The sequence below is a fragment of the Gemmatimonadota bacterium genome, assembly GCA_009841265.1.
Lineage (GTDB): Bacteria > JAAXHH01 > JAAXHH01 > JAAXHH01 > JAAXHH01 > JAAXHH01.
This window is the reverse complement of sequence record VXMB01000007.1, coordinates 440,045-458,905: the sequence shown is the minus strand read 5'-3', so window position 1 is coordinate 458,905 and position 18,861 is coordinate 440,045. Positions and strand designations below refer to the sequence as shown.

Here is an 18,861-nt window from a genome sequence, read left to right as displayed (position 1 = left end):
AAAGGAGCCGACATGCCCACGTCAGACTGGCCGGAACTGGCCGAAGACGCGCAGAGTAGATGGAACCTGAACGCCGGGTTCTGGGACGACTACATGGGCGAACACAGCAACGATTTCCACAACCTGCTGGTGCGGCCCGCCATGGATCGGCTGCTGGCCGTTGAAGCCGGGGACGAAGTGCTGGACATTGCTTGCGGGAACGGGAACTTCTCGCGTTTTCTCGCCGGGCTGGGCGCACGGGTCACGGCGATCGACGGAAGCGCCGGGATGATCGAAAAGGCGCGGAATCGTTCGGAAGGCCATGGGACCGGCGCATCAGAAAACGAAACCGCGGGCGAAATCGACTACCGCGTGATTGACGTGACGGATACGAAGGAGTTGGTTGGACTGGGGACGAATTGTTTCGATGCGGCGGTATCCAACATGGCCGTTATGGACATGGCCGAGGTCGGACCGATGTTCGGCGCCGTGCACGGCCTTCTCAAACCTGCCGGCGTTTTCGTCTTCAGCCTCACGCACCCGTGCTTCCAGGCGCCGTACGCCGTTCGGTATGCGGAACAGGTAGACCAGGAAGGGAGAATGATCCAGAAAGTCGGAATCAAGATCGACCGTTATCTGACGCCGCAGCCCTTCGAGGGACTGGCTATCGTGGGTCAGCCCGTGCCCAACTTGATCTTTCACCGGCCCCTGTCCGCACTGCTGGCCTCGTGCTTCGAAGCGGGGTTCGTGCTGGACGGCCTGGAGGAACGCGCCTTCGACGAAAGCGTGGAAGCCGACCGCGAGTTGTCCTGGGCGAACTTCAGGGAAACACCGCCCATGATGGCCGTGCGGTTACGGCGGATGGACTGAGACAACCTACAACTGGACCGACTCGCCCGGCTTCAGCACGACGCAGCGGGCCAGGTCGCTTACCTTGTCGACGAACTCGTTCGGATCCTGCTCGATCACCGGGAAGGTGTTGTAGTGGACGGGGATCACGGTTCCGGCGCCGATCATCCTCACCGCCTCCACGGCGTCGTCGATCCCCATGGTGTAGTTGTCCCCGATGGGCATGATCACCACATCCGGCTTCTCCAGGCGGCCGATCAGGGCCATGTCGCCGAAGAGCCCCGTGTCGCCCGTGTTGTAGATCGTCTTCCCGTCGAAAAGCACGATGATTCCCGCCGGATTGCCCAGGTACACGATGGTCCCGTCGTCCGTGGTGATCGACGAACTGTGGGTCGCCTGCGTGAGCTTGACCCGCCCGAAGGGAAAGGTGTACGAACCGCCGATCCCCAGGTCGTGCGTCTCGGCGCCCTGGGCTTCGCAGTAATTGGCCAGTTCGTAGGAGGCGATGATCGTCGCCCCGCTGCGCCGGGCGATGGGCACCGCGTCGCCGATATGGTCGCCGTGCCCGTGGGTCAGCAGGATGTAGTCGGGATTCAGGGCGTCCGCTGAAATCGTCGCCAGTGGATTGCCCGTGATGAAGGGATCGAACAGCAGGTCGTGGCGGCCGTCCGACAGCGAGTAACTGGCGTGGGCGTGATAGGTGAGTTCTGCCATGAATTCGTACCTCGTCTGGAAATGAGAAAACGGCCGGGGTGGCGTATCATCCCCGGCCGCTTCTTAGGATAGGATCGCAGTTTACCGGTCGGTCTGGCCGGATCGCGCTGACTGTTCCGTACTCAGACGGCGGCGCGGGCGGCCGCCAGGGCGGCGTCGTAATCCGGTTCCTCGGTGATTTCCGTCACGTACTCCACGTACCGCACGGTGTTGGAAGCGTCGATGACGAAGACGGCGCGCGAAAGCAGGCGCAGTTCCTTGATCACGGCGCCGTAGGCCACGCCCAGGGAAGTGTCGCGGTGGTCGGACAGCGCCGTCACGTTGTCGGCGCCCGCATCGCCGCACCAGCGCTTCTGGGCGAAGGGCAGGTCCGCGCTGACCGCCAGCACCGCGATGTTGTCGCCCAGCCCTGAGGCTTCCTGGTTGAAGCGGCGGATTTCGGTGTCGCAGACCGGGGTATCGAGGGACGGCACGAGGCAGATGACTTTCACCTTGCCTGCGTAATTCGCCAGCGTGACGGTCGAAAGGTCGTCGGCCAGCACGGAAAAGTCCGGCGCCGCGTCTCCCACCTTCACCTCGTCGCCCACCAGGGTCAAACCATTGCCTTGAAAGGTAGCCGCACCGGCTCTTTCAGTCGCCATGATGTCTGTTCTCCTTGTTCGATTCATTGGATGGAAACGGCTTGCTCAACACCGGCGCAACCTACGCGCCGACCCCCATGCTGTCAAGGGATTATCCCGTCCCGTCTAAGCAGCGAAATCGCGCCGTCAAAGGCCTCGGCCGTGCGTTCCACGTCCTCAGTGGTATGGACCGAAGACGTAAGCCCGTCGACCCCCATGCAGTCCACGCCGTTCAGGAGCAAAGCCTGGCGTATGACGTGCAGCAGGTCCGCGTCGCCCCGGCGGTCCGCGGTGGCCGTTCCCGCCGACAGGATCTTGAACCCGGAGAAGGAGCCGTAGACCCGCCAGCCATCCAGCCCGTTGGCGGCCAGCACCTCCGACATGCGCTTTCGCAGCTCCGCCGCCCGTTCGTTGGCCACGGCGATGTCACGGCCATCGGCGATTCGCCTGAGCATGGCGATACCCGCGGCTGCGGAAAGGGGGTTCGCGTTGAAGGTCCCGTAGTGCAGCATCTTCTTGTCGGTCTGCCACTCCGCGTCGTCCCGAAGCTCCAGCAACTCCATGATGTCCGCGCGACCCACCAGGGCGCCGCCGTTCAGGCCCGCGGCTACGATCTTGGCCAGCGTGCTCAGGTCCGGCCGGACCCCGTAGTACTCCTGTGCCCCACCCGGCGCGCACCGGAACCCCGTGACCACCTCGTCCATGACGAAGATCACGCCGTGCCGCTCGGTGAGCTCCCGCAGGCCCGGGACGATGTCGTCGGACAGTTCGACACCGCCGAACATGGCGCCCGTCGGTTCCAGGATGAGACAAGCGACGTCGTTATCGCGCCTGAGGACGTCCGCCACGCGGTCCAGGTTGACCTCCGGCAGGCTGATCAGCGTATCGAACACCTCCCGCAACACGCCCGGCATGGGCTGTTGGTTCCCCGGTCCGACCCCGTCCAGCACCTGGTCGTGCCAGCCGTGGTAATGGCCCCGGAACTTGATGACCTTGCGCCGGCCCGTAAAGGTCCGCGCCAGCCGGATGGCCATGAGCGTCGCCTCCGTGCCGGAAGAAACGAAACGGACCGTCTCCGCGGAGGGCATGAGCTGCCGGATCAGGTCCGCCCATTCGATCTCGAGTTCGTGACACGCCCCGTAGTGCGTCCCCCGGGCCGCCTGCTCCGCGATTGCCTGTACGATCACGGGATGACTGTGGCCCAGGATCAGGGATCCGTGCCCCATCCAGTAGTCGATGATCTCCCGGCCCTCCACCGACCACTTGCGCGATCCCTCGGCACGGTCGATGTACACCGGGAAGGGGCGCATGAACCGGCCGTCGTGGGTCACCCCGTTGGGGAACCGCTCGAGCGCACGCTCATACAGCGCGGCCGACCGGTCGAAGGCCTGCCGATAGGTTGTTTCGAGCATCGTCATGAAGGTCGTCCCGCAGAAACCGCCATGCACCGAAAATGCCGGATGCACCGGGGTATCGGAAGTGCGTTGATTATGCTGCAACTGAATGACGTTCTGCACTTATTGAAGTCTACCGAATCCCTACAATATGGAGGAAGGGGAAGGGGATGACAAGGCCTATCTATACGGGGCGGCGCGGGGGTTTCGGCTTGACTTTCGGAGTGAAGATGGTAGGTTAAGCAATTAGGAATATCAGAATCCAAGATGACCGATGACTTACCCATCCGGGATTCCAATCCATGCCGTCCAAGCAATCAGTAGTAATCGAAACGCGGTCCGTAAAAAGACGCACAGGACGACGACCAGGTACCGCTTTTGCGGCCTTCCTCGTGGCCATATTCTGCATGGCGATCTGTGCCGGCCCGACCATTGGCGTTCCAGTCGCCACGGCTGGTGAAGTAAATGAGAAAAAGCCGGCCGAACCCGACTGGCAACGGCTCGACAAGGCCCTGGCGCTGGCCAAGGACTCCGGCAAGCTCATCATCGTCAACTTCTACACCGACTGGTGTCCAAATTGCAGAAGGATGAACGAGAAAACTTACCGCGACGAGGCCGTCCTGAAGCTACTGAGCAAATCCTTCATCCCGGTGAAGCTGAATGCGGAATCCTCCCAACCGCTGATCATCGAAGGCCAGACCCTGACGGAATACCAGGTGGCCCTTGTGTTCCGGGTGAGCAGCTATCCAACCACGTGGTTTCTCACCTCGGAAGGTCGTGCCCTCCTGCCCGTCAGGGGATACTACGGCCCCGATCTCTTCGCACCCATGTTGCGTTTCGTCGAAGGCGGATGGTACGAGAAGATGGACTTCGACATGTACATGGAGCGGGAGAAAAAACAGTAAAGACCGCACTGTATTCGTAATTCAGATTGCTTTTTGAACCAAGAGCGATGACGCGAAACTGCCGAACGGTTTCGAGTTCGCACCATAAAGGTTTCCATGCCAATTTACAGAATTCAAGATAAACAACTCGTGAAATTTGACGAGACTACATTCAAAGATCAGAACCTTAAGGAAATTGATTTGCAGAAAATGCTTAAATCGCAGATCAATGCGATTTCTCCAGATACTCTAATTGTATCCGAGGAATTCAGAGACTGGGAGGACAGCAAAAAACGGATTGACCTGTTGGGTATCGATAAAGACGCCAGTTTGGTTGTAATTGAGATTAAAATTACAACGGATGGCGGATACATGGAACTACAGGCTTTGAGATATGCAGCTATGATTTCGACGTTAACCTTCGATAAGCTTGTGGAAATTTACGGAACTTACTTACAGAAGAATGGCAACGAGACTAATCCGGAAGAGGGCTTGTTGGATTTTCTGGGGTGGGATGATCAACGCGAAGAAGAGTTCGCCCAGGATGTGAGAATCGTGCTCGCCTCTGCGGAGTTCTCAAAGGAACTTTGTACATCTGTAATGTGGTTAAATGATTTTGGGTTGGATATTCGTTGCGTACGTATGAAACCGTATGAGAGCAAGGATGGTACATTCCTCGAAATCCAAACGGTCATCCCATTGCCGGAAGCAGAGGAATATCAGGTGAAAATTCGCGAGAAAACGATGAAGGAGCGGGAGATCAGAAAGAGATCGAGGGATACTGCACGTTTTGAGGTAACGACAGAAGGAGATCAGATATCAAACCTAAGCAGTCGCAAAATGATACATCATGTAACGAAATACGTCATTTTAAAAGGAAAGCCAATCGGAGACGTCATTTCTTCCATTGAACAGTTCAAGCCAAATCCATTCTATGTGATTGATAGCATCGTTGGTCCGGATGAGTACAGGGACAAACTACTTTCCATATCAGAAGACAGACCGAGACGGTACTTTATTGATGATGGTGAGTTGTTTCCGGTAGATGGTAAAACATACGCTCTGACAAAAAACTGGTTTACAGAAGACGCGATAAAAGCTGCCGAATTGCTGTCTTCTAAGTTCACTGACTTAGATATAGTGATCAACAGAACTGATTCTAAGACTTAACATCTAAATTAGACCATAAAAACGGCGCCGGTAAACTCCCGCCGGGGCAATGGCAGACGGATCATGTCAGGTCCGTTCAAGAGTTCACGCGACGCCGCAGTTTCTTTGCAGTCGGCCGCTATGTCTGTCGCCGGTCGGCCCGGCCAGCCCGGTCGGCCATAAACCAAGCCCACCGGACCCTTCCTGCTTAACTCCTTCTTAACTCCTTTGTAGCTCCATTTAGTCCGCGTAGGCGGCCAGGCGGCTGCCGTGGCGGGTATGGCGCAGCTTGTTGATGGCCTTCTGCTTGATCTGGCGGATCCGTTCCCGCGTCAGGCCGAATCGAACCCCGATCTCTTCAAGTGTGTACGCCCGGTCCGAGTTCAGGCCGAAGTACAGGTTCAACACCTCGCTCTCGCGATCGGTCAGGTTCGATACCGCACGCCTCACCTCCGTCCGCAGCAACTCTTCCTGCAGTGCATCGTCCGGCATCTTGCTGTCCTGGTCCCGGAGCCGGTCCATCAGGGTATAGGCATCCTGGTCGCCGACCGGCGCGTCCAGCGAAAGCGGCGTGCTCGCCCATTCCGGCAGGGCGGGATGACGGCCCTTGCCGTAACTCCGCTCTTCGCCCTCGTCGCCGCCGTCACCCGAGGCGTCCCCGGCCTGGGCCATTTCGGCTTCACGCTTCTTGATGGTACGTTCGATCCGGCGCAGTTCCTCGATCTTGTTGACGGGCAGCCGGATCAGCCGGGCCTGCTCGGCCAGCGCGTGGAGGATCGCCTGACGGATCCACCAGACCGCGTAGGAGATGAACTTGAACCCCTTCTTCTCGTCGAATCGGCGCGCGGCTTTCATCAGGCCGATGTTCCCCTCGCTGATCAGATCGGAAAGGGCGAGGCCCTGGTTCTGGTACTGCTTGGCCACCACGACGACGAAACGCAGGTTCGCGTGAATCATGGTCTCCAGCGCTTTCTCGTCGCCATCCCGGATGCGGCGGGCCAGTTCCTCCTCATCCTCGGGCGTGAGCAGTTCCGTATCGCCGATCTCTTTCAGGTACAGGTCGAGCGACTCGTCATCTCTGACCTGGATCTTCGTGGTAAGTTTCATACCGTATCACCTCCCTGCCAGCCCTGTTGCGCGTTTTATTGTTGGCAGTCGCGATATGCCAATTTGTCATGTTCTGCCAATTTGGCATATCTATTTGCTCTTACATCAGATTAGTCGGTTTTTATCGTACAAATCTTGCGTTTTTTTTATTCAAACTAAACAGCTCGAATTCAACGACTTACGGTGCTTCCCTTACCTTCTTTCGGATGCATCCTTTCGAACTGGCACGGTCTTTGCGCTATCTAAGTTGCAGATGACGGAACTGCCGCATCACCCGCGTTTCTAAACTAATGTACGCCGGGGATGGCCATTCGGTTCCGAAAGGCGGCAAAGAGATTGTGAAGAGATTGTGAAGAGGTCAGTTGGTAACTTAAAAAAGGAGGAGCATCATGAGAGCGACGACCATTTTCCCACTGGCGAACCTGCATAACCTGCGGACCGAACTCGACGGCATGTTTCGGCCGTTCCCGCTGCGGTCCGGATTCCCGTCCCGCTGGTCGCCTCGCGTGGACACCCACGAGACCGAGGACGCCTTTCTGGTCGCGGTCGACCTACCGGGCGTGGCTTCGGAGGACGTGTCGATCAGCCTGGAGAAGGGCGTGCTCACCGTAAGCGGCGAGCGCAAGAGTCCCTTCGGTCTCAACGGCGACGCGGAGCAGCAGCCCCGCGGAAAGTTCGAGCACGCGTTTCCGGTGCCGGACGCGGTGGATACCGAATCGATCGACGCCACGTACAAGGACGGCGTCATGACCCTCACGCTGCGGAAGTCGAAGGAGTCGCAGCCCAGGCAGATTCCGATCAACGTTGGTTGAGATCCGGGCGAACCCGGCCGGTCCTCCAACCGGGGGACTGGACGGGTCCAGGCGGGTCCAAGCGGGACCGGTAAAACACGGGGCGGGAGCACCCGCCTCATCAAGCTAGCGGGCACGGCTCGTCTCCATGAGGAGGCGGGCTTTACCCGTTTCTAAGGAGCATAACACATGGGCAAGATCATTGGAATCGACCTGGGCACGACCAACTCCTGCGTGGCGGTGGTGGAGGGCGGCGAACCGACCGTGGTGCCGAACGCGGAAGGCAGCCGGACCACTTCCTCCGTCGTGGGCTTTTCGAAGGACGGCGAGCGGCTTGTCGGCGCGACGGCCAAGCGGCAGGCGGTGACCAACCCGGACGCGACGGTCTACTCCGTCAAGCGGTTCATGGGTCGCCGCTTCGAAGAGGTGCCCGACGAGCGCACCCGCATGCCCTACAGCGTGGTGGCGGGGTCGAACGGCCAGGTCAGCATACAGATCAGCGACAAGACGTACTCGCCCCCGGAGATCTCCGCGGCGGTCCTGCAGAAGATGAAGCAGACCGCCGAGGACTACCTGGGCGAGACCGTCACGGAGGCCGTGATCACCGTGCCGGCCTATTTCAACGACAGCCAGCGCCAGGCGACCAAGGACGCCGGCCGCATCGCGGGCCTGGACGTCAAGCGCATCATCAACGAGCCGACGGCCGCGTCGCTGGCCTACGGGCTCGACAAGAAGAGCAACGAGAAGATCGCGGTCTTCGATCTCGGCGGCGGCACCTTCGACATTTCGATCCTCGAAATCGGCGACGGCGTCTTCGAGGTCATGGCGACCAACGGGGACACCCACCTGGGCGGCGACGACCTGGACGATGCCCTGGTGGACTTCCTGGCGGACGAGTTCCAGAAGGAGGCCGGCATCGACCTCCGCAACGACGCCATGGCCCTGCAGCGGCTGAAGGAAGCGGCCGAGAAGGCCAAGTGCGAGTTGTCGACCGCGGGACAGACCGAAGTGGCCCTGCCCTTCATCACGGCGGACGCCTCCGGTCCCAAGCACCTGAACCGCACCATGACACGGGCCCAGCTCGAACAGCTCGTGGACCCGCTGATCCAGCGGGTGGTGGCGCCGTGCCGGCAGGCGATATCCGACGCGGGCCTCTCGGCCTCGGACATCGACGAAGTGGTGCTCGTGGGCGGCTCGACGCGCATGCCCAAGGTGCAGGAAATCGTCAAGGAACTCTTCGGCAAGGAGCCCAACCGGGGCGTGAACCCGGACGAAGTCGTGGCAATCGGCGCGGCGATCCAGGGGGCGGTGCTGTCCGGCGACGTAAAGGACGTGCTCCTGCTCGACGTCACGCCGCTTTCACTCGGCATCGAGACCCTGGGCGGCGTCTTTACGCGGCTCATCGACCGGAACACGACGATCCCCACGAAGAAGAGCCAGGTCTTCTCTACCGCGGCGGACAACCAGCCGTCGGTGGAGGTGCACGTCCTTCAGGGCGAGCGCGACATGGCCCTCTACAACCGGACGCTGGGCAAGTTCCACCTGGACGGCATCCCGCCGGCGCCCCGGGGCCTGCCCCAGATCGAGGTGACCTTCGACATCGACGCGAACGGCATCCTCCACGTCTCGGCCAAGGACATGGGCACGGGCAAGGAGCAGCAGATCCGCATTGAGGCGTCCAGCGGCCTGTCGGATGCCGAGATCGACAAGATGGTCAAGGACGCCGAGGCGCACGCCGACGAGGATTCGAAGAAGAAGGAAGAGGTGGAAGCCCGCAACCAGGCCGACCAGCTCGTGTACTCGACGGAGAAGTCGCTGGAAGAACACGGCGACAAGCTCTCCGCAGAGGACCGCGGCGCCATCGATTCGGCCCTGGCCGAGTTGAAGACGGCACTGGAGGGCAGCGATCCGGCGGCCATCAAGGCGGGCACCGAGAAGCTGACCCAGGCTTCCCAGAAGCTCGCGGAAGTCCTCTACCAGCAGGCCCAGGCCGAACAGGCCGCCGCCCAGGCCGCGCAGGCGGGCGCGGCCGGTCCCGAGGGTCCGCAGGACGGTCCGCAGGGTCCGCCGCCGGGTGCTCAGCCGGAGGGCGATCCGCAGGCGCAGAAGAAGAAGAAGGAAGACGGCGCCATCGACGCGGATTACGAGGTGGTGAACTGAGGGAGAGCCCAGGTCTGGCCGATGTTCATTAGCTTTTAAAAACAGAAACGCGGGGCTCGAGGTGAGTCCCGCGTTTTTTAAGTCGGCGGCACGCTACCGCATCAGCGTGCCATAATCTCGCCGGTCAATCATTCCCTTAAACGATACGTGACCCCCAGATTCGCATATCTCCACAGATCCGTGCTCAAGCCGAGCGATGCGACCAGGGCCAGTCTCGGGGAGACGGAGAATCCGGCGCCTATGGCCAGCACTGGATGGATCGTTAAAGTCTGGTCTTTATCGTCGAATGGGTCCAGGTCACCCCGCTTGATTTCCAGACCCAGATGTCCTTCGGTGTAGAATAACCGGTCCTGATCGTAATACAACCTGGCGCCCGCGGTGATCGGAATGCCCTGGTACACCGAGTCGACGATTCTCACGATTTCGCGTCGCTCAACCTCGCCAGACTTGGTGCCGTATTGATTGAAGCCTGCCTTGCCGATGATATTGAACATACTCGAAGGCCGGACCGGATAGACAACCGTCACTAGACCGCCGACCCCCTGTCCGTCCGCCAGCCTGCTCAGTTCTTCCAGGGCGAAAGACGCATGCCCCTCGATTTCAAGTGAAACCTGGGCTTGAGCTTTGCCGGCTATCAGAAAGGGCATCGCCAGCATACAGGGCATCGCCAGCAGGAAGAATAAACGTCGCATGGTGGTTTCCTTTATTGGATTACGTTATTCACCTTCAAGCGTCTCCAGATCCGCCAGGTCCCTTTGCCTTCCAGTTGCCCGCTTGTTCTTGATGAGTTGGTCTTAACAAGCTTGTCGCGTCTGATGTCGAGGACTGTGACGGTAAACTTCGAATAACAACTACGCCACGTGAGGATCGCCTGACGATCCGAGCAACGTGTTGTATGGGGCCGTCGACTTTGTCTCCATATACTTGACGGCGCAGACGTTGAACTTCAGCGAGGCGTTCTTCTGGCGTTTTGCTCAACCAGTTGGGCCCGATCTTTCCTCGTAGAGCATTTATCGTTAGTGGAACGTTTATTGGAAGTCTTTTTTGACATTGGGTAGTCCGTGAGACCAATTGGGCTTAACCAAATTAGCCCATAAGTTATAAAGTGTCAACTTGATAGACTGCGTCGTCTGCACGACCCCGCGGACGCCACATTGAACTGGCAAGAGGCCAGGAACGCGTTACTCGATACCGGTTGACTATGTCTTGCCCGCCATGTAAAATCTCCCCGGAATCCAGCCCGGGAGGCACCATGGCACAAGGCAGCACCACAGATCCCCTCTCCATCACACTCGGCGTCGAGGAAGAGTTCTTCCTGGTCGACCCGGATACGCGCGACCTGTTGCCCGATCCCGACCCGCGCATCTTCGAAGAATGTGAGAAGAATCGCGGGGAACACAAGGTCGTAGCCGAGTTCCTCCGGTCCCAGATCGAGACCACCACCCGGGTCTGCACGTCCGTGGCGGACGTCCATTCGGCCCTCATCGAGACCCGACGCCTCGTCATCGACGCGGCCGCGCAGCACGGCGCCGCGGTGCTGGCGGCCTCCACCCATCCCTTCGCGGCCTGGCACAGCCAGGTCGTCACGGCAGGACGCCGCTACGAACAGTTCGCCATGACCTACCAGCAGGCCGTCCGGGAACTGCTCGTGGGCGGGATGCACATCCACGCGGGATTCGGGGACGGCGGCAGCCGCGTCCGGGTGATGACGGCCATGCGCCGCTATCTGCCCCTGCTCCACGCCCTCTCCGCTTCCTCGCCCTTCAGCAGCGGGCGGGAGACCGGCTTCAAGTCCTACCGCCTGACCCTCTTCGGCAGCATGCCGCGCACGGGACTGCCCGGACCGCTGCACTCCTGGGAGGAATTCGAGAAACTGGTCGAAGACTACCAGCGGATGGAGTTCATCAAGGACAGCAGCGAGCTTTGGTGGGACATCCGGCCCTCCCGGGCATTTCCCACCCTGGAACTGCGCATCTGCGACATCTGCCAGACCGTGGACGACGCCATGTGTGTCGTGGCGCTATACACCTGTCTCGTTCGGTACCTGCTTCGCCTGGACATGGAAGGCCGGCTGCCGACGGAACCGCCGACGGAACTGATCAAGGAGAACTGCTGGCTCGCCCAGCGGTACGGCGTGGTCGCGTTCCTGGGGGACACTGAAGGGTCGGGCCGGCTCGATATCGACGAGTACGCCGAAGCCCTGGTCGAAACACTGTCCGAAGACGCGCGCGCCATGGAGTGCGAGGACCAACTGCGCCACATTCTCGACCTCATCCGGTACGGTACCGGATCGGACCGCCAGATTGACCACTACCGGTTGCGCCGCCTCGAAGGGGACACGGAAGCGGAAGCCCTGCGGGCTGTGGTGGATCTCGTGGTCGAGGAAACGGGAAGCGGCCTGGATGCGCCGACCGCGGCGTAACGGTGGGACTACTGCGTACTTCGCGACCGGACTGGAGCACGCCGCTTCAACCAGAGCGCACTACTTCTGCAGAAGAGCGCCTCCTCAACCGGAGAGCATGTCTTCATCCGGGGATCCTCTCCCCGAATCAAAAGGAGACCGCATCATGATACACAGAATCGGGGTTCTGACCCTGTGCCTGGTCGTAGCGGCTATCACCGGACGCGCATCCGCTCAGGTAACCACGCCGGTATCCGCGCAGACCTCCACTTCGGCATCGGCGCAGGCCTTGTCGCAGGACGGCTGGTACCTGCGGACCAACCTGGGTTTCGCGGTGGCCCCAGGCCTGACCGTCCATGCCAGGGACAATGACTGGGGGACCCGTTGCGACAAGCTGTCCAATCCGGGGCTCGCCGAGACGCGCCCGGATGAATGCGCGAGCGCGCCGCCACCCGCGGAGTGGACGCACGAAGTCGGAGCGGGCGATGGCGTGCAGAGCGTGCTGGCCCTGGGCTATGTCTGGAATAGCCTGCGGTTCGAGGGTGAATACCTCTACCGGACCACGACCTATACACGCGGCGAGGGCGACGGTCAGATCCTGGATGCCGTGACCCAGGAGAAGCAGCAACAGGAACTCGAAATCATCGACGGCGGATTGGAAGATCTGCTTTCGCACAGCATCTTTGCCAATGTGTATTACGAGTTCAAGAGCAATTCGCCTTACACACCCTACATCGGGGTCGGCGTGGGGCTTTCCAGCACTTCGCTCGACTACTACGGACGATTCAAGCGCAATGACGACCCGGCCGCGATCTCGACCTTCCTCCATCCGGAACGTAAAGCGCGGCTCGCCGGGACCACGACCATCGGCCGGCACAAGATGAACGATCTCCTGGCCGCCTACCAGGCGGTCGTGGGCGTGGATTACGCCCTCAGCGGTAACCTGGGGATCGGGGCAAAGGTTCGCTGGTCAAAGTTCAGCGAATTCGACGACGAAGAAATGTGGACGCAGCTCCGGAGCCACGCCTCGTCCGTGGGCCGGGGATTCGACGTCATGTATGGCATTTCGACCGACGAGCTTTCGATGGTCGGCGTCAGTCTGAACATGATGTACAGTTTCTGATTCGGTCGGAGCATGGCGAACAGCTACTTCAATGGCGAACAGCTACTTCAAGGGTCATGGACTCGGCAATGAATACATCGTATTGGATCCCCGGGAGCTGAACTTCCAGTTGACGCCCGGTCGCATCGCCCGGATATGTGATCGTGAGAAGGGCATCGGAAGCGATGGCATCCTGAGCCTTGAGGATTCCGGTTCGGCGGACTTCGGCCTGCGGATCTGGAACCCCGACGGAAGCGAGGCAGAAACCTCGGGCAACGGACTGCGGATTTTCGCGCTGTACCTGCACGCCACGGGCAGGACGCGCAAGAAGTCGTTCACGGTGGAGACACGGGGCGGCACGGTACGCGTCGAGACGCAGCATGACCAATGCGGTGCAGAAGATGCCTCCGGTCCGGTATGCGGCGCGACCGTGCACATGGGCCGGGCAACGTTCAGACCGGAAGCGTTGCCGTGTACCCTCGAAGTCGACGAGCTGATCGAGCAACCGATCAGGACCGCCGGGGAAACGCTGACTTTCACCGGCGTGAACGTCGGCAATTCTCATTGCGTGGTGTTTCGTTCCCAGGACCGGCAGTGGAGTCGCGACGACCTGCTTAGGCTGTGTCCAGCGCTAGAGACCCACCCGATCTTCCCCAATCGAATAAACGTTCAACTAGCCGAACCCACCGGTCCCAGCAAGATTCGCATCCTGATCTGGGAACGCGGTGTCGGCGAAACACCTTCATCCGGATCTTCTGCTTGCGCGGCTGCAAGCGCGGCGGTGCGTCTAGGGCTGGTGACGTCTCCCGTTAGCGTGGAATCACCAGGCGGGGCACTGCTAGTCGATGTGGACGAGAAGTTCAAATTGACGCTGACCGGACCCGTGGCAGAGGTAGCTCGGGGAACCTTCAGTGAGGCGATGTTACGCGAGATTCTGGACGCGGATGATTAACCACAAACCACTTGACACAAAGGCGTCTGCGCTCTATATTCCGTTGCTGTTGTAAACGCCATTTTCCTCGGTAGCTCAATGGCAGAGCGGGTGGCTGTTAACCACTAGGTTGTTGGTTCGAATCCAACCCGAGGAGTTCCTCCTTTGAAAGTCCCCGCGCCAATTCCAGCGTAGTTCATGCCAAAGGACACAAGCGACCGGAAGTCGCGAACTGTCGGTTATCCGCCCACCTACCAGGCAAACACCGTTCCCATCAGCTGATCCGGGGCGTCCCGCAAGGTGTCGTAGATCTTTTTGGCTTCGCTGACCGGGACGACATCGCGGATCAGCGGCCCAATCTTGATCAACCCCCTGGCGATCAGGCGGCACGTATTGTGAAGGTCGTCTCGATCAAAATGACTGTTCTGCCTGATCCGGACCTCACGGCCCTGTCCCAGATTGAAGGTATAGGTCACTTTGTCCCGGCCGGCGATGAACAACATCCTGCCTTGCGGACGCAACGCGGAGATCAGCTGGTCTTCCATACCCGGAACGCCGGCAAAGTCGATCACGACGTCAAATGCGGCCTCACCGACTTTCTGATTCCATTTCTCCCCCGAAACATCGAGCACGGTTTCCGCCGCGCCGATCTCTTTCGCGATCGCCAGCCGCCCCCCATCGATGTCGCAGATCGTAGCGCGCGCGCCCATGCCGGCGGCGACCTGCACGGCGACTTGCCCGAGGATACCCGCACCCACGATCAACGCGCGTTCGCCCACGCATAGTTCCGCGTTGCGACAGGTACGCATCGCGACACTGCATATGCCTAGCAGGGCGGCCTCTGTAAGATCCATTGAATCGGGCAGCCTCAGGAGCAGGCCGTCTTCCGGCATCACGGCATACTCGGCGTGGACCGCGCTCATAAACAGCACGTCGCCTATCTTCAGTTCGCAGACGTCCGGCCCGACCTCGATGACTTTTCCCACATTCTGGTAGCCGTTGCCCCCGGTGGGCAGATCGGCATCGTCGGGCGCGTAATTTCCGCCAATCAGCTGATTGCGTTCCGTTCCGTTCGTCACGCCCGTGTAAATCGTTCTGGTCTTTACTTCGTTGCCCGACGGCCCTTCCGGGTCCGGCCAATCCGGCACGAGGACCTTCTGCCTTCTCTTGTCAGGCAAGCCCTGAAGACTCAGTGAACGCACGGTCTGGTCCTTCATGGGATCATTACGAATTAAATCGCCTTCGAACGCTTACTTAAATGCCCAAAGGCCCAGAACTCAACACTTGTCCAACTGCAACGTTACCCGGGCCGATACAACGACATCACCCGCTTGATCCTGTCAAGATGAGCAGCCTCGACCTCGGGCCAACGCCCTTCGTGCTCCCCACCCTCGCGCAATGACTCGCCGGTCCAGCCCGTTGGTGACAGGTCTTCCATGAAGATGATCAGCAGTTCCTTGCGGCTCATGTCGTCCGGTATGTGAACGAGCCGCGCGTAGGCGTAGTTGTCCGGCATGGTATAGCCTTTGTCCGCCGCGAACTTCCGGGCGAGATAGCCGTCGGTCCCCGGCCAGCCGAGGCGCATTAATCGATTCGATGTACCGGCCGCGGTGTCGGTATAGAAATCGAACGCCCCGATCCGCAATCGCAACGGAGAATCGGAATAGTCGTAGGTGTAGTCGTTATCGGGCAGGAAGCCTTCGAACTGGATCCAGACAAAGCTCTTCAGGGTTCCGTCCGGATGTTCTTCGACAAAGAAATGTTGCTCGACGTCGGCGGTGCCGTAGAGCACGAACTTCTGCCCTCCGATGTGCCGGAATCGCTCGTCGAATGTCATCCGCACCGGCGGATCGCTTTGCGAGAAGAGCGTATTTCCGGTAACGGTTCTGCTCAATCCGGAAAATCCAGGCTCGGTCGTGCGCCGCGCCGGATCGAACCAGTACATGACAGAGATGAAAGAAACGAGCACTGCCAGCACAGCGCCGCCTGCCCACCAGATCCACTTTCTCTCCAACGTCCAGTCCTCTTGATCCGTTTGCGGACGCCTGTGTTACTGCTTAATCACCCTCACCACGGGCACCGTTCTTCGCGCCGACACTTCCCGCTCCAGCGACGCCAGCCCCGTCGGAGCGTCTTCATCGACACCGAACTGATTGACATCCTCATCGTCATTCCCGATTGTCGATGCGACCCCGGTTCCCGCATCCAGGGTGTACAGTTTGGCCGTCCATCCACCGGTCATGTACAACACGCCTCGGTGTGAGGTCAGCCCGGTCGGCAGATCCTCGCCGACTCCGAAGTCAACCGCGTCGCCAACGGGTGACGCGATCCCCGAGTCAGGATTCAACCCATAAAGTCTGGCCGTATTGTAGCCGACCATGAACAGGCCGCCATCGTGGGACGCGAGGCCGAACGGATGGTCTTCGTCTACGCCAAACTCCACGATGTTACCGACCGGGGTGGCTACTCCCGTCACGGCATTCAGTTCGTAAAGCCTGGCATTCGTCCCACCGGCCATGTACAGCGTGCCGTTGTGGGACGCCAGGCCCATGGGCTGGGATTCACCGACTCCGAATTCCACGGCGTCGCCGACCCGCGTGGCCACGCCCGTACCGGGATCCAGCGTGTACAGCGCCGCGTTCCATCCGCCCGTCATGTACAACATGCCGTTATGCACGGTCAGGCCGTAAGGCTGGTACTCGTCTACGCCGAACCGGACGGCTTCTCCCACGGGTTTGGCTTCCCCCGTATTGGGATTCAGCCTGTACAGCCGGTCAGCGCCTTCGCCAACCATGAGCAGTCCCTCGGTGAAACCGGCTTCGTCGCACCGCGACCCCATCCATTGATCCAGGCCATCGACCCAGTTCAGCAAGGCCGGTGTGCTCGGCAAACAAAGACCGTCGTTGTCGTGATGGTAAAACGTCCTGACGTCCGAAAGACCCGAAAATGTCGCGGGTATCGTGCCGGTCAGTTTGTTTTCGTGGAGATAGAGCACTTCGAGGTCGTCGAGAAGGCCCAGTTCGGGTGGAACAGCGCCGGACAACTCATTTCCGTAGAGGTACAGCGCTTCGAGATCCTGGAGCCGTCCGAATTCGGATGGAATGGGACCAGACAGATCGTTGTTATGAAGGTAGAGGAATTCGAGATTGGCAAGTTGGCTCAGTTCTACTGGAATTGGTCCCGTAAGCTGGTTTCCATAGAGACTCAGCAGACGCAGCCTGGGTTGATCGCCCAAGACCGCCGGGATCTCGCCGGTAAGATTGTTGGAGTTGAGGTACAGCACCTCAAGTTTGTGGAACTGACCCAGATCGGCGGGAATCGTTCCGGACAACCTGTTCTCATCGAGATCCAAGCGTTCCAGGTTTTCCAGTTGCGTCAATTCAACCGGAATCTCACCTGACAACTGGTTCCGCCAAAGGTTCAGGAACTCCAGGCTTTCCAAATCGCCCAGTTCCGGCGGGATCGGACCGGTCAGTTTGTTCGTGTCCAGGTGCAGAAATTCCAATTGCGAGAGCTGTCCTATTTCGGCAGGGATCGATCCGATGAGTTCGTTGTTGTTCAGTTCCAGGTGCTCAAGATTGGTGAGCTGACCCAGTTCCGGCGGGATCGGACCGGTCAGGTCGTTGCCGCCAATGTCCAACCGTGTCAGGGTGGTCATCTGACCCAGTTCCACGGGGACCGAATCGGACAGGCTGTTGTTTCCGAGGTTCAGTATTTCCAGATGGTCAAGCAACGCGAGCTCATCCGGAACGGATCCCGACATATTATTGGCGCCCAGGTCGATAATCCTAAGCTCCTCGAGTTGAGAAAGAATGACCGGGATGGCGCCCGATACCTGGTTGCCCGCTAAATCCAGTTCCCGCAACAGCGACAGATTGACCAGGTTTTCAGGCAACGTGCCCGACAGGTTGTTCGAGCGCAGTTCCAGCCGGATCACCCTACCGTTGGCGTCGGTCGTTATGCCGTGCCATTCGTTCAGGGGTTCTTCACTCAACCAGTTATCGCGCTCATTCCAGTTCGCACCGTCCATCGCGTGGTAGAAATCGATCAGCGTGGTACGATTGCTGACATCGATGGATACCGTAACCGTCACACTGGCCGAAATCTCACCGGAGATGGCCGTAACGACCGCGCTGCCGTTTCTTACGGCCGTGACCAGACCGTCGTCGCTTACCGTAGCCACCGATTCGTCACTGATCGACCATTTCACTACCGCGCCATCGACGGCCTGGCCGTTTTCGTCCAGCACCGATGCCTTAAGCGACGCGGTTTCGTCGGCCATGGTCAGCGTTACCGACGACGGCTCAACCGTAATCGTTCGCGCCGCCTGGGTTACGTTGATCGTGGACTTGCCCTGTTTCTGTCCCGCGGTGGCCGTTATATCGGCCGTGCCGTTGCCTAGCGCGGTGACGAGCCCTCCGCTGGTCACGGATGCCACGGATGGATTCCGGCTTGCCCAGACCACCGTGTGTCCAGACGATGTCGCGCCGGCCTCGTACTGCACCTGCGCATCGAGCTGCACAGTCTGGCCAATCGCGGTCAGGGTAACTGTGTTGGGTGTCACGACTACGTTGGCTGGTCCGGCCGGTCCGGTGGGACTATCCTTGCCACAGGAGGTCACCACAAGAAGCGCGAGTAAGCAGAAGAGGCGGATCGGATTCCCTAGGATGGCCTTTTTTGTGTATCGTGCAATACCGTTACCGGCGGAGGAGGGTGAAGCTGATTTGCCACTGGTACGATGGTCGCAAAGCATATGTGAATTCCCTTAGCGGATTTGACT

16 protein-coding genes and 1 tRNA gene are annotated in these 18,861 nt (G+C 59.8%); 9 read left to right on the top strand and 8 right to left on the bottom strand.

Going from position 1 to position 18,861, the window contains the following annotated elements:
• Positions 1 to 12 precede the first annotated feature (12 nt).
• Entirely contained in the window at positions 13 to 849 is an 837-nt protein-coding gene (locus tag F4X08_03755; GenBank protein MYD24914.1) for a class I SAM-dependent methyltransferase, read from the top strand.
• 6 nt (positions 850 to 855) lie between these two features.
• Here the strand turns inward: F4X08_03755 and F4X08_03750 are convergent, their stop codons facing one another.
• The 3 genes from F4X08_03750 to F4X08_03740 form a co-directional block, all read right to left on the bottom strand.
• On the bottom strand, positions 856 to 1,542 hold the full coding sequence (locus F4X08_03750; GenBank protein MYD24913.1) for a metal-dependent hydrolase: 687 nt from the start codon (positions 1,540 to 1,542) through the stop codon (positions 856 to 858).
• Positions 1,543 to 1,664: 122 nt separating this feature from the next.
• Positions 1,665 to 2,183 carry a thiol peroxidase gene (locus F4X08_03745; protein ID MYD24912.1) on the bottom strand — a complete coding sequence of 173 codons (519 nt, stop codon included), beginning with the start codon at positions 2,181 to 2,183 and terminating at the stop codon, positions 1,665 to 1,667.
• An 83-nt stretch (positions 2,184 to 2,266) separates the two neighbouring features.
• Positions 2,267 to 3,580, bottom strand: coding sequence for an aminotransferase class III-fold pyridoxal phosphate-dependent enzyme (locus tag F4X08_03740; protein MYD24911.1), 1,314 nt, complete (start codon positions 3,578 to 3,580; stop codon positions 2,267 to 2,269).
• Between the two features lie 278 nt (positions 3,581 to 3,858).
• On the opposite strand from F4X08_03740, the gene F4X08_03735 reads away from it, so the two are divergent.
• The gene (locus F4X08_03735; GenBank protein MYD24910.1) at positions 3,859 to 4,461 is read left to right on the top strand and encodes a DUF255 domain-containing protein; all 603 of its coding nucleotides are present in this window, start codon (positions 3,859 to 3,861) and stop codon (positions 4,459 to 4,461) included.
• A 96-nt stretch (positions 4,462 to 4,557) separates the two neighbouring features.
• Positions 4,558 to 5,610: a hypothetical protein gene (locus F4X08_03730; GenBank protein ID MYD24909.1), complete on the top strand. Its 1,053-nt coding sequence runs from the start codon at positions 4,558 to 4,560 to the stop codon at positions 5,608 to 5,610.
• 219 nt (positions 5,611 to 5,829) lie between these two features.
• On the opposite strand, the gene F4X08_03725 is transcribed toward F4X08_03730, so the two are convergent.
• Positions 5,830 to 6,696: a sigma-70 family RNA polymerase sigma factor gene (locus F4X08_03725; protein ID MYD24908.1), complete on the bottom strand. Its 867-nt coding sequence runs from the start codon at positions 6,694 to 6,696 to the stop codon at positions 5,830 to 5,832.
• 389 nt (positions 6,697 to 7,085) lie between these two features.
• Here F4X08_03725 and F4X08_03720 point away from each other — a divergent pair, with 389 nt between their 5' ends.
• Both F4X08_03720 and dnaK read left to right on the top strand, forming a co-directional pair.
• Positions 7,086 to 7,508 carry an Hsp20/alpha crystallin family protein gene (locus F4X08_03720; protein MYD24907.1) on the top strand — a complete coding sequence of 141 codons (423 nt, stop codon included), beginning with the start codon at positions 7,086 to 7,088 and terminating at the stop codon, positions 7,506 to 7,508.
• 168 nt (positions 7,509 to 7,676) lie between these two features.
• A complete protein-coding gene (gene dnaK, locus F4X08_03715) occupies positions 7,677 to 9,647 on the top strand; it encodes a molecular chaperone DnaK (GenBank protein MYD24906.1) in 1,971 nt (656 codons plus the stop codon).
• A 128-nt stretch (positions 9,648 to 9,775) separates the two neighbouring features.
• Here dnaK and F4X08_03710 read toward each other — a convergent pair whose 3' ends face one another.
• On the bottom strand, positions 9,776 to 10,339 hold the full coding sequence (locus tag F4X08_03710; protein ID MYD24905.1) for a hypothetical protein: 564 nt from the start codon (positions 10,337 to 10,339) through the stop codon (positions 9,776 to 9,778).
• A gap of 509 nt (positions 10,340 to 10,848) precedes the next feature.
• On the opposite strand from F4X08_03710, the gene F4X08_03705 reads away from it, so the two are divergent.
• The 4 genes from F4X08_03705 to F4X08_03690 all read left to right on the top strand — a co-directional run bounded on the left by F4X08_03705 (position 10,849) and on the right by F4X08_03690 (position 14,238).
• Positions 10,849 to 12,069, top strand: coding sequence for a carboxylate-amine ligase (locus F4X08_03705; protein ID MYD24904.1), 1,221 nt, complete (start codon positions 10,849 to 10,851; stop codon positions 12,067 to 12,069).
• Entirely contained in the window at positions 12,050 to 13,171 is a 1,122-nt protein-coding gene (locus tag F4X08_03700) for an outer membrane beta-barrel protein (GenBank protein ID MYD24903.1), read from the top strand. The genes F4X08_03705 and F4X08_03700 overlap by 20 nt, the downstream gene beginning before the upstream one ends.
• A 31-nt stretch (positions 13,172 to 13,202) precedes the next feature.
• A complete protein-coding gene (gene dapF / locus F4X08_03695) occupies positions 13,203 to 14,102 on the top strand; it encodes a diaminopimelate epimerase (GenBank protein MYD24902.1) in 900 nt (299 codons plus the stop codon).
• A 64-nt stretch (positions 14,103 to 14,166) separates the two neighbouring features.
• Positions 14,167 to 14,238 (top strand) — tRNA-Asn (locus F4X08_03690).
• 94 nt (positions 14,239 to 14,332) lie between these two features.
• Here F4X08_03690 and F4X08_03685 read toward each other — a convergent pair.
• The 3 genes from F4X08_03685 to F4X08_03675 form a co-directional block, all read right to left on the bottom strand.
• Positions 14,333 to 15,298 carry a zinc-binding dehydrogenase gene (locus F4X08_03685; protein ID MYD24901.1) on the bottom strand — a complete coding sequence of 322 codons (966 nt, stop codon included), beginning with the start codon at positions 15,296 to 15,298 and terminating at the stop codon, positions 14,333 to 14,335.
• An 83-nt stretch (positions 15,299 to 15,381) separates the two neighbouring features.
• Entirely contained in the window at positions 15,382 to 16,095 is a 714-nt protein-coding gene (locus F4X08_03680; GenBank protein ID MYD24900.1) for a hypothetical protein, read from the bottom strand.
• A gap of 36 nt (positions 16,096 to 16,131) precedes the next feature.
• On the bottom strand, positions 16,132 to 18,834 hold the full coding sequence (locus F4X08_03675) for a hypothetical protein (GenBank protein MYD24899.1): 2,703 nt from the start codon (positions 18,832 to 18,834) through the stop codon (positions 16,132 to 16,134).
• Positions 18,835 to 18,861: the final 27 nt, after the last annotated feature.

Coding starts and splice junctions, on each gene's coding strand:
- F4X08_03725 (MYD24908.1), bottom strand. CDS start 6,696: ATGAAACTTACCACGAAGATCCAGGTCAGAGATGACGAGTCGCTCGAC.
- F4X08_03675 (MYD24899.1), bottom strand. CDS start 18,834: ATGCTTTGCGACCATCGTACCAGTGGCAAATCAGCTTCACCCTCCTCC.
- dapF (MYD24902.1), top strand. CDS start 13,203: ATGGCGAACAGCTACTTCAAGGGTCATGGACTCGGCAATGAATACATC.
- F4X08_03750 (MYD24913.1), bottom strand. CDS start 1,542: ATGGCAGAACTCACCTATCACGCCCACGCCAGTTACTCGCTGTCGGAC.
- F4X08_03745 (MYD24912.1), bottom strand. CDS start 2,183: ATGGCGACTGAAAGAGCCGGTGCGGCTACCTTTCAAGGCAATGGTTTG.
- F4X08_03705 (MYD24904.1), top strand. CDS start 10,849: ATGTCTTGCCCGCCATGTAAAATCTCCCCGGAATCCAGCCCGGGAGGC.
- F4X08_03755 (MYD24914.1), top strand. CDS start 13: ATGCCCACGTCAGACTGGCCGGAACTGGCCGAAGACGCGCAGAGTAGA.
- F4X08_03730 (MYD24909.1), top strand. CDS start 4,558: ATGCCAATTTACAGAATTCAAGATAAACAACTCGTGAAATTTGACGAG.
- F4X08_03740 (MYD24911.1), bottom strand. CDS start 3,580: ATGACGATGCTCGAAACAACCTATCGGCAGGCCTTCGACCGGTCGGCC.
- F4X08_03710 (MYD24905.1), bottom strand. CDS start 10,339: ATGCGACGTTTATTCTTCCTGCTGGCGATGCCCTGTATGCTGGCGATG.
- F4X08_03685 (MYD24901.1), bottom strand. CDS start 15,298: ATGAAGGACCAGACCGTGCGTTCACTGAGTCTTCAGGGCTTGCCTGAC.
- dnaK (MYD24906.1), top strand. CDS start 7,677: ATGGGCAAGATCATTGGAATCGACCTGGGCACGACCAACTCCTGCGTG.
- F4X08_03700 (MYD24903.1), top strand. CDS start 12,050: ATGCGCCGACCGCGGCGTAACGGTGGGACTACTGCGTACTTCGCGACC.
- F4X08_03735 (MYD24910.1), top strand. CDS start 3,859: ATGCCGTCCAAGCAATCAGTAGTAATCGAAACGCGGTCCGTAAAAAGA.
- F4X08_03720 (MYD24907.1), top strand. CDS start 7,086: ATGAGAGCGACGACCATTTTCCCACTGGCGAACCTGCATAACCTGCGG.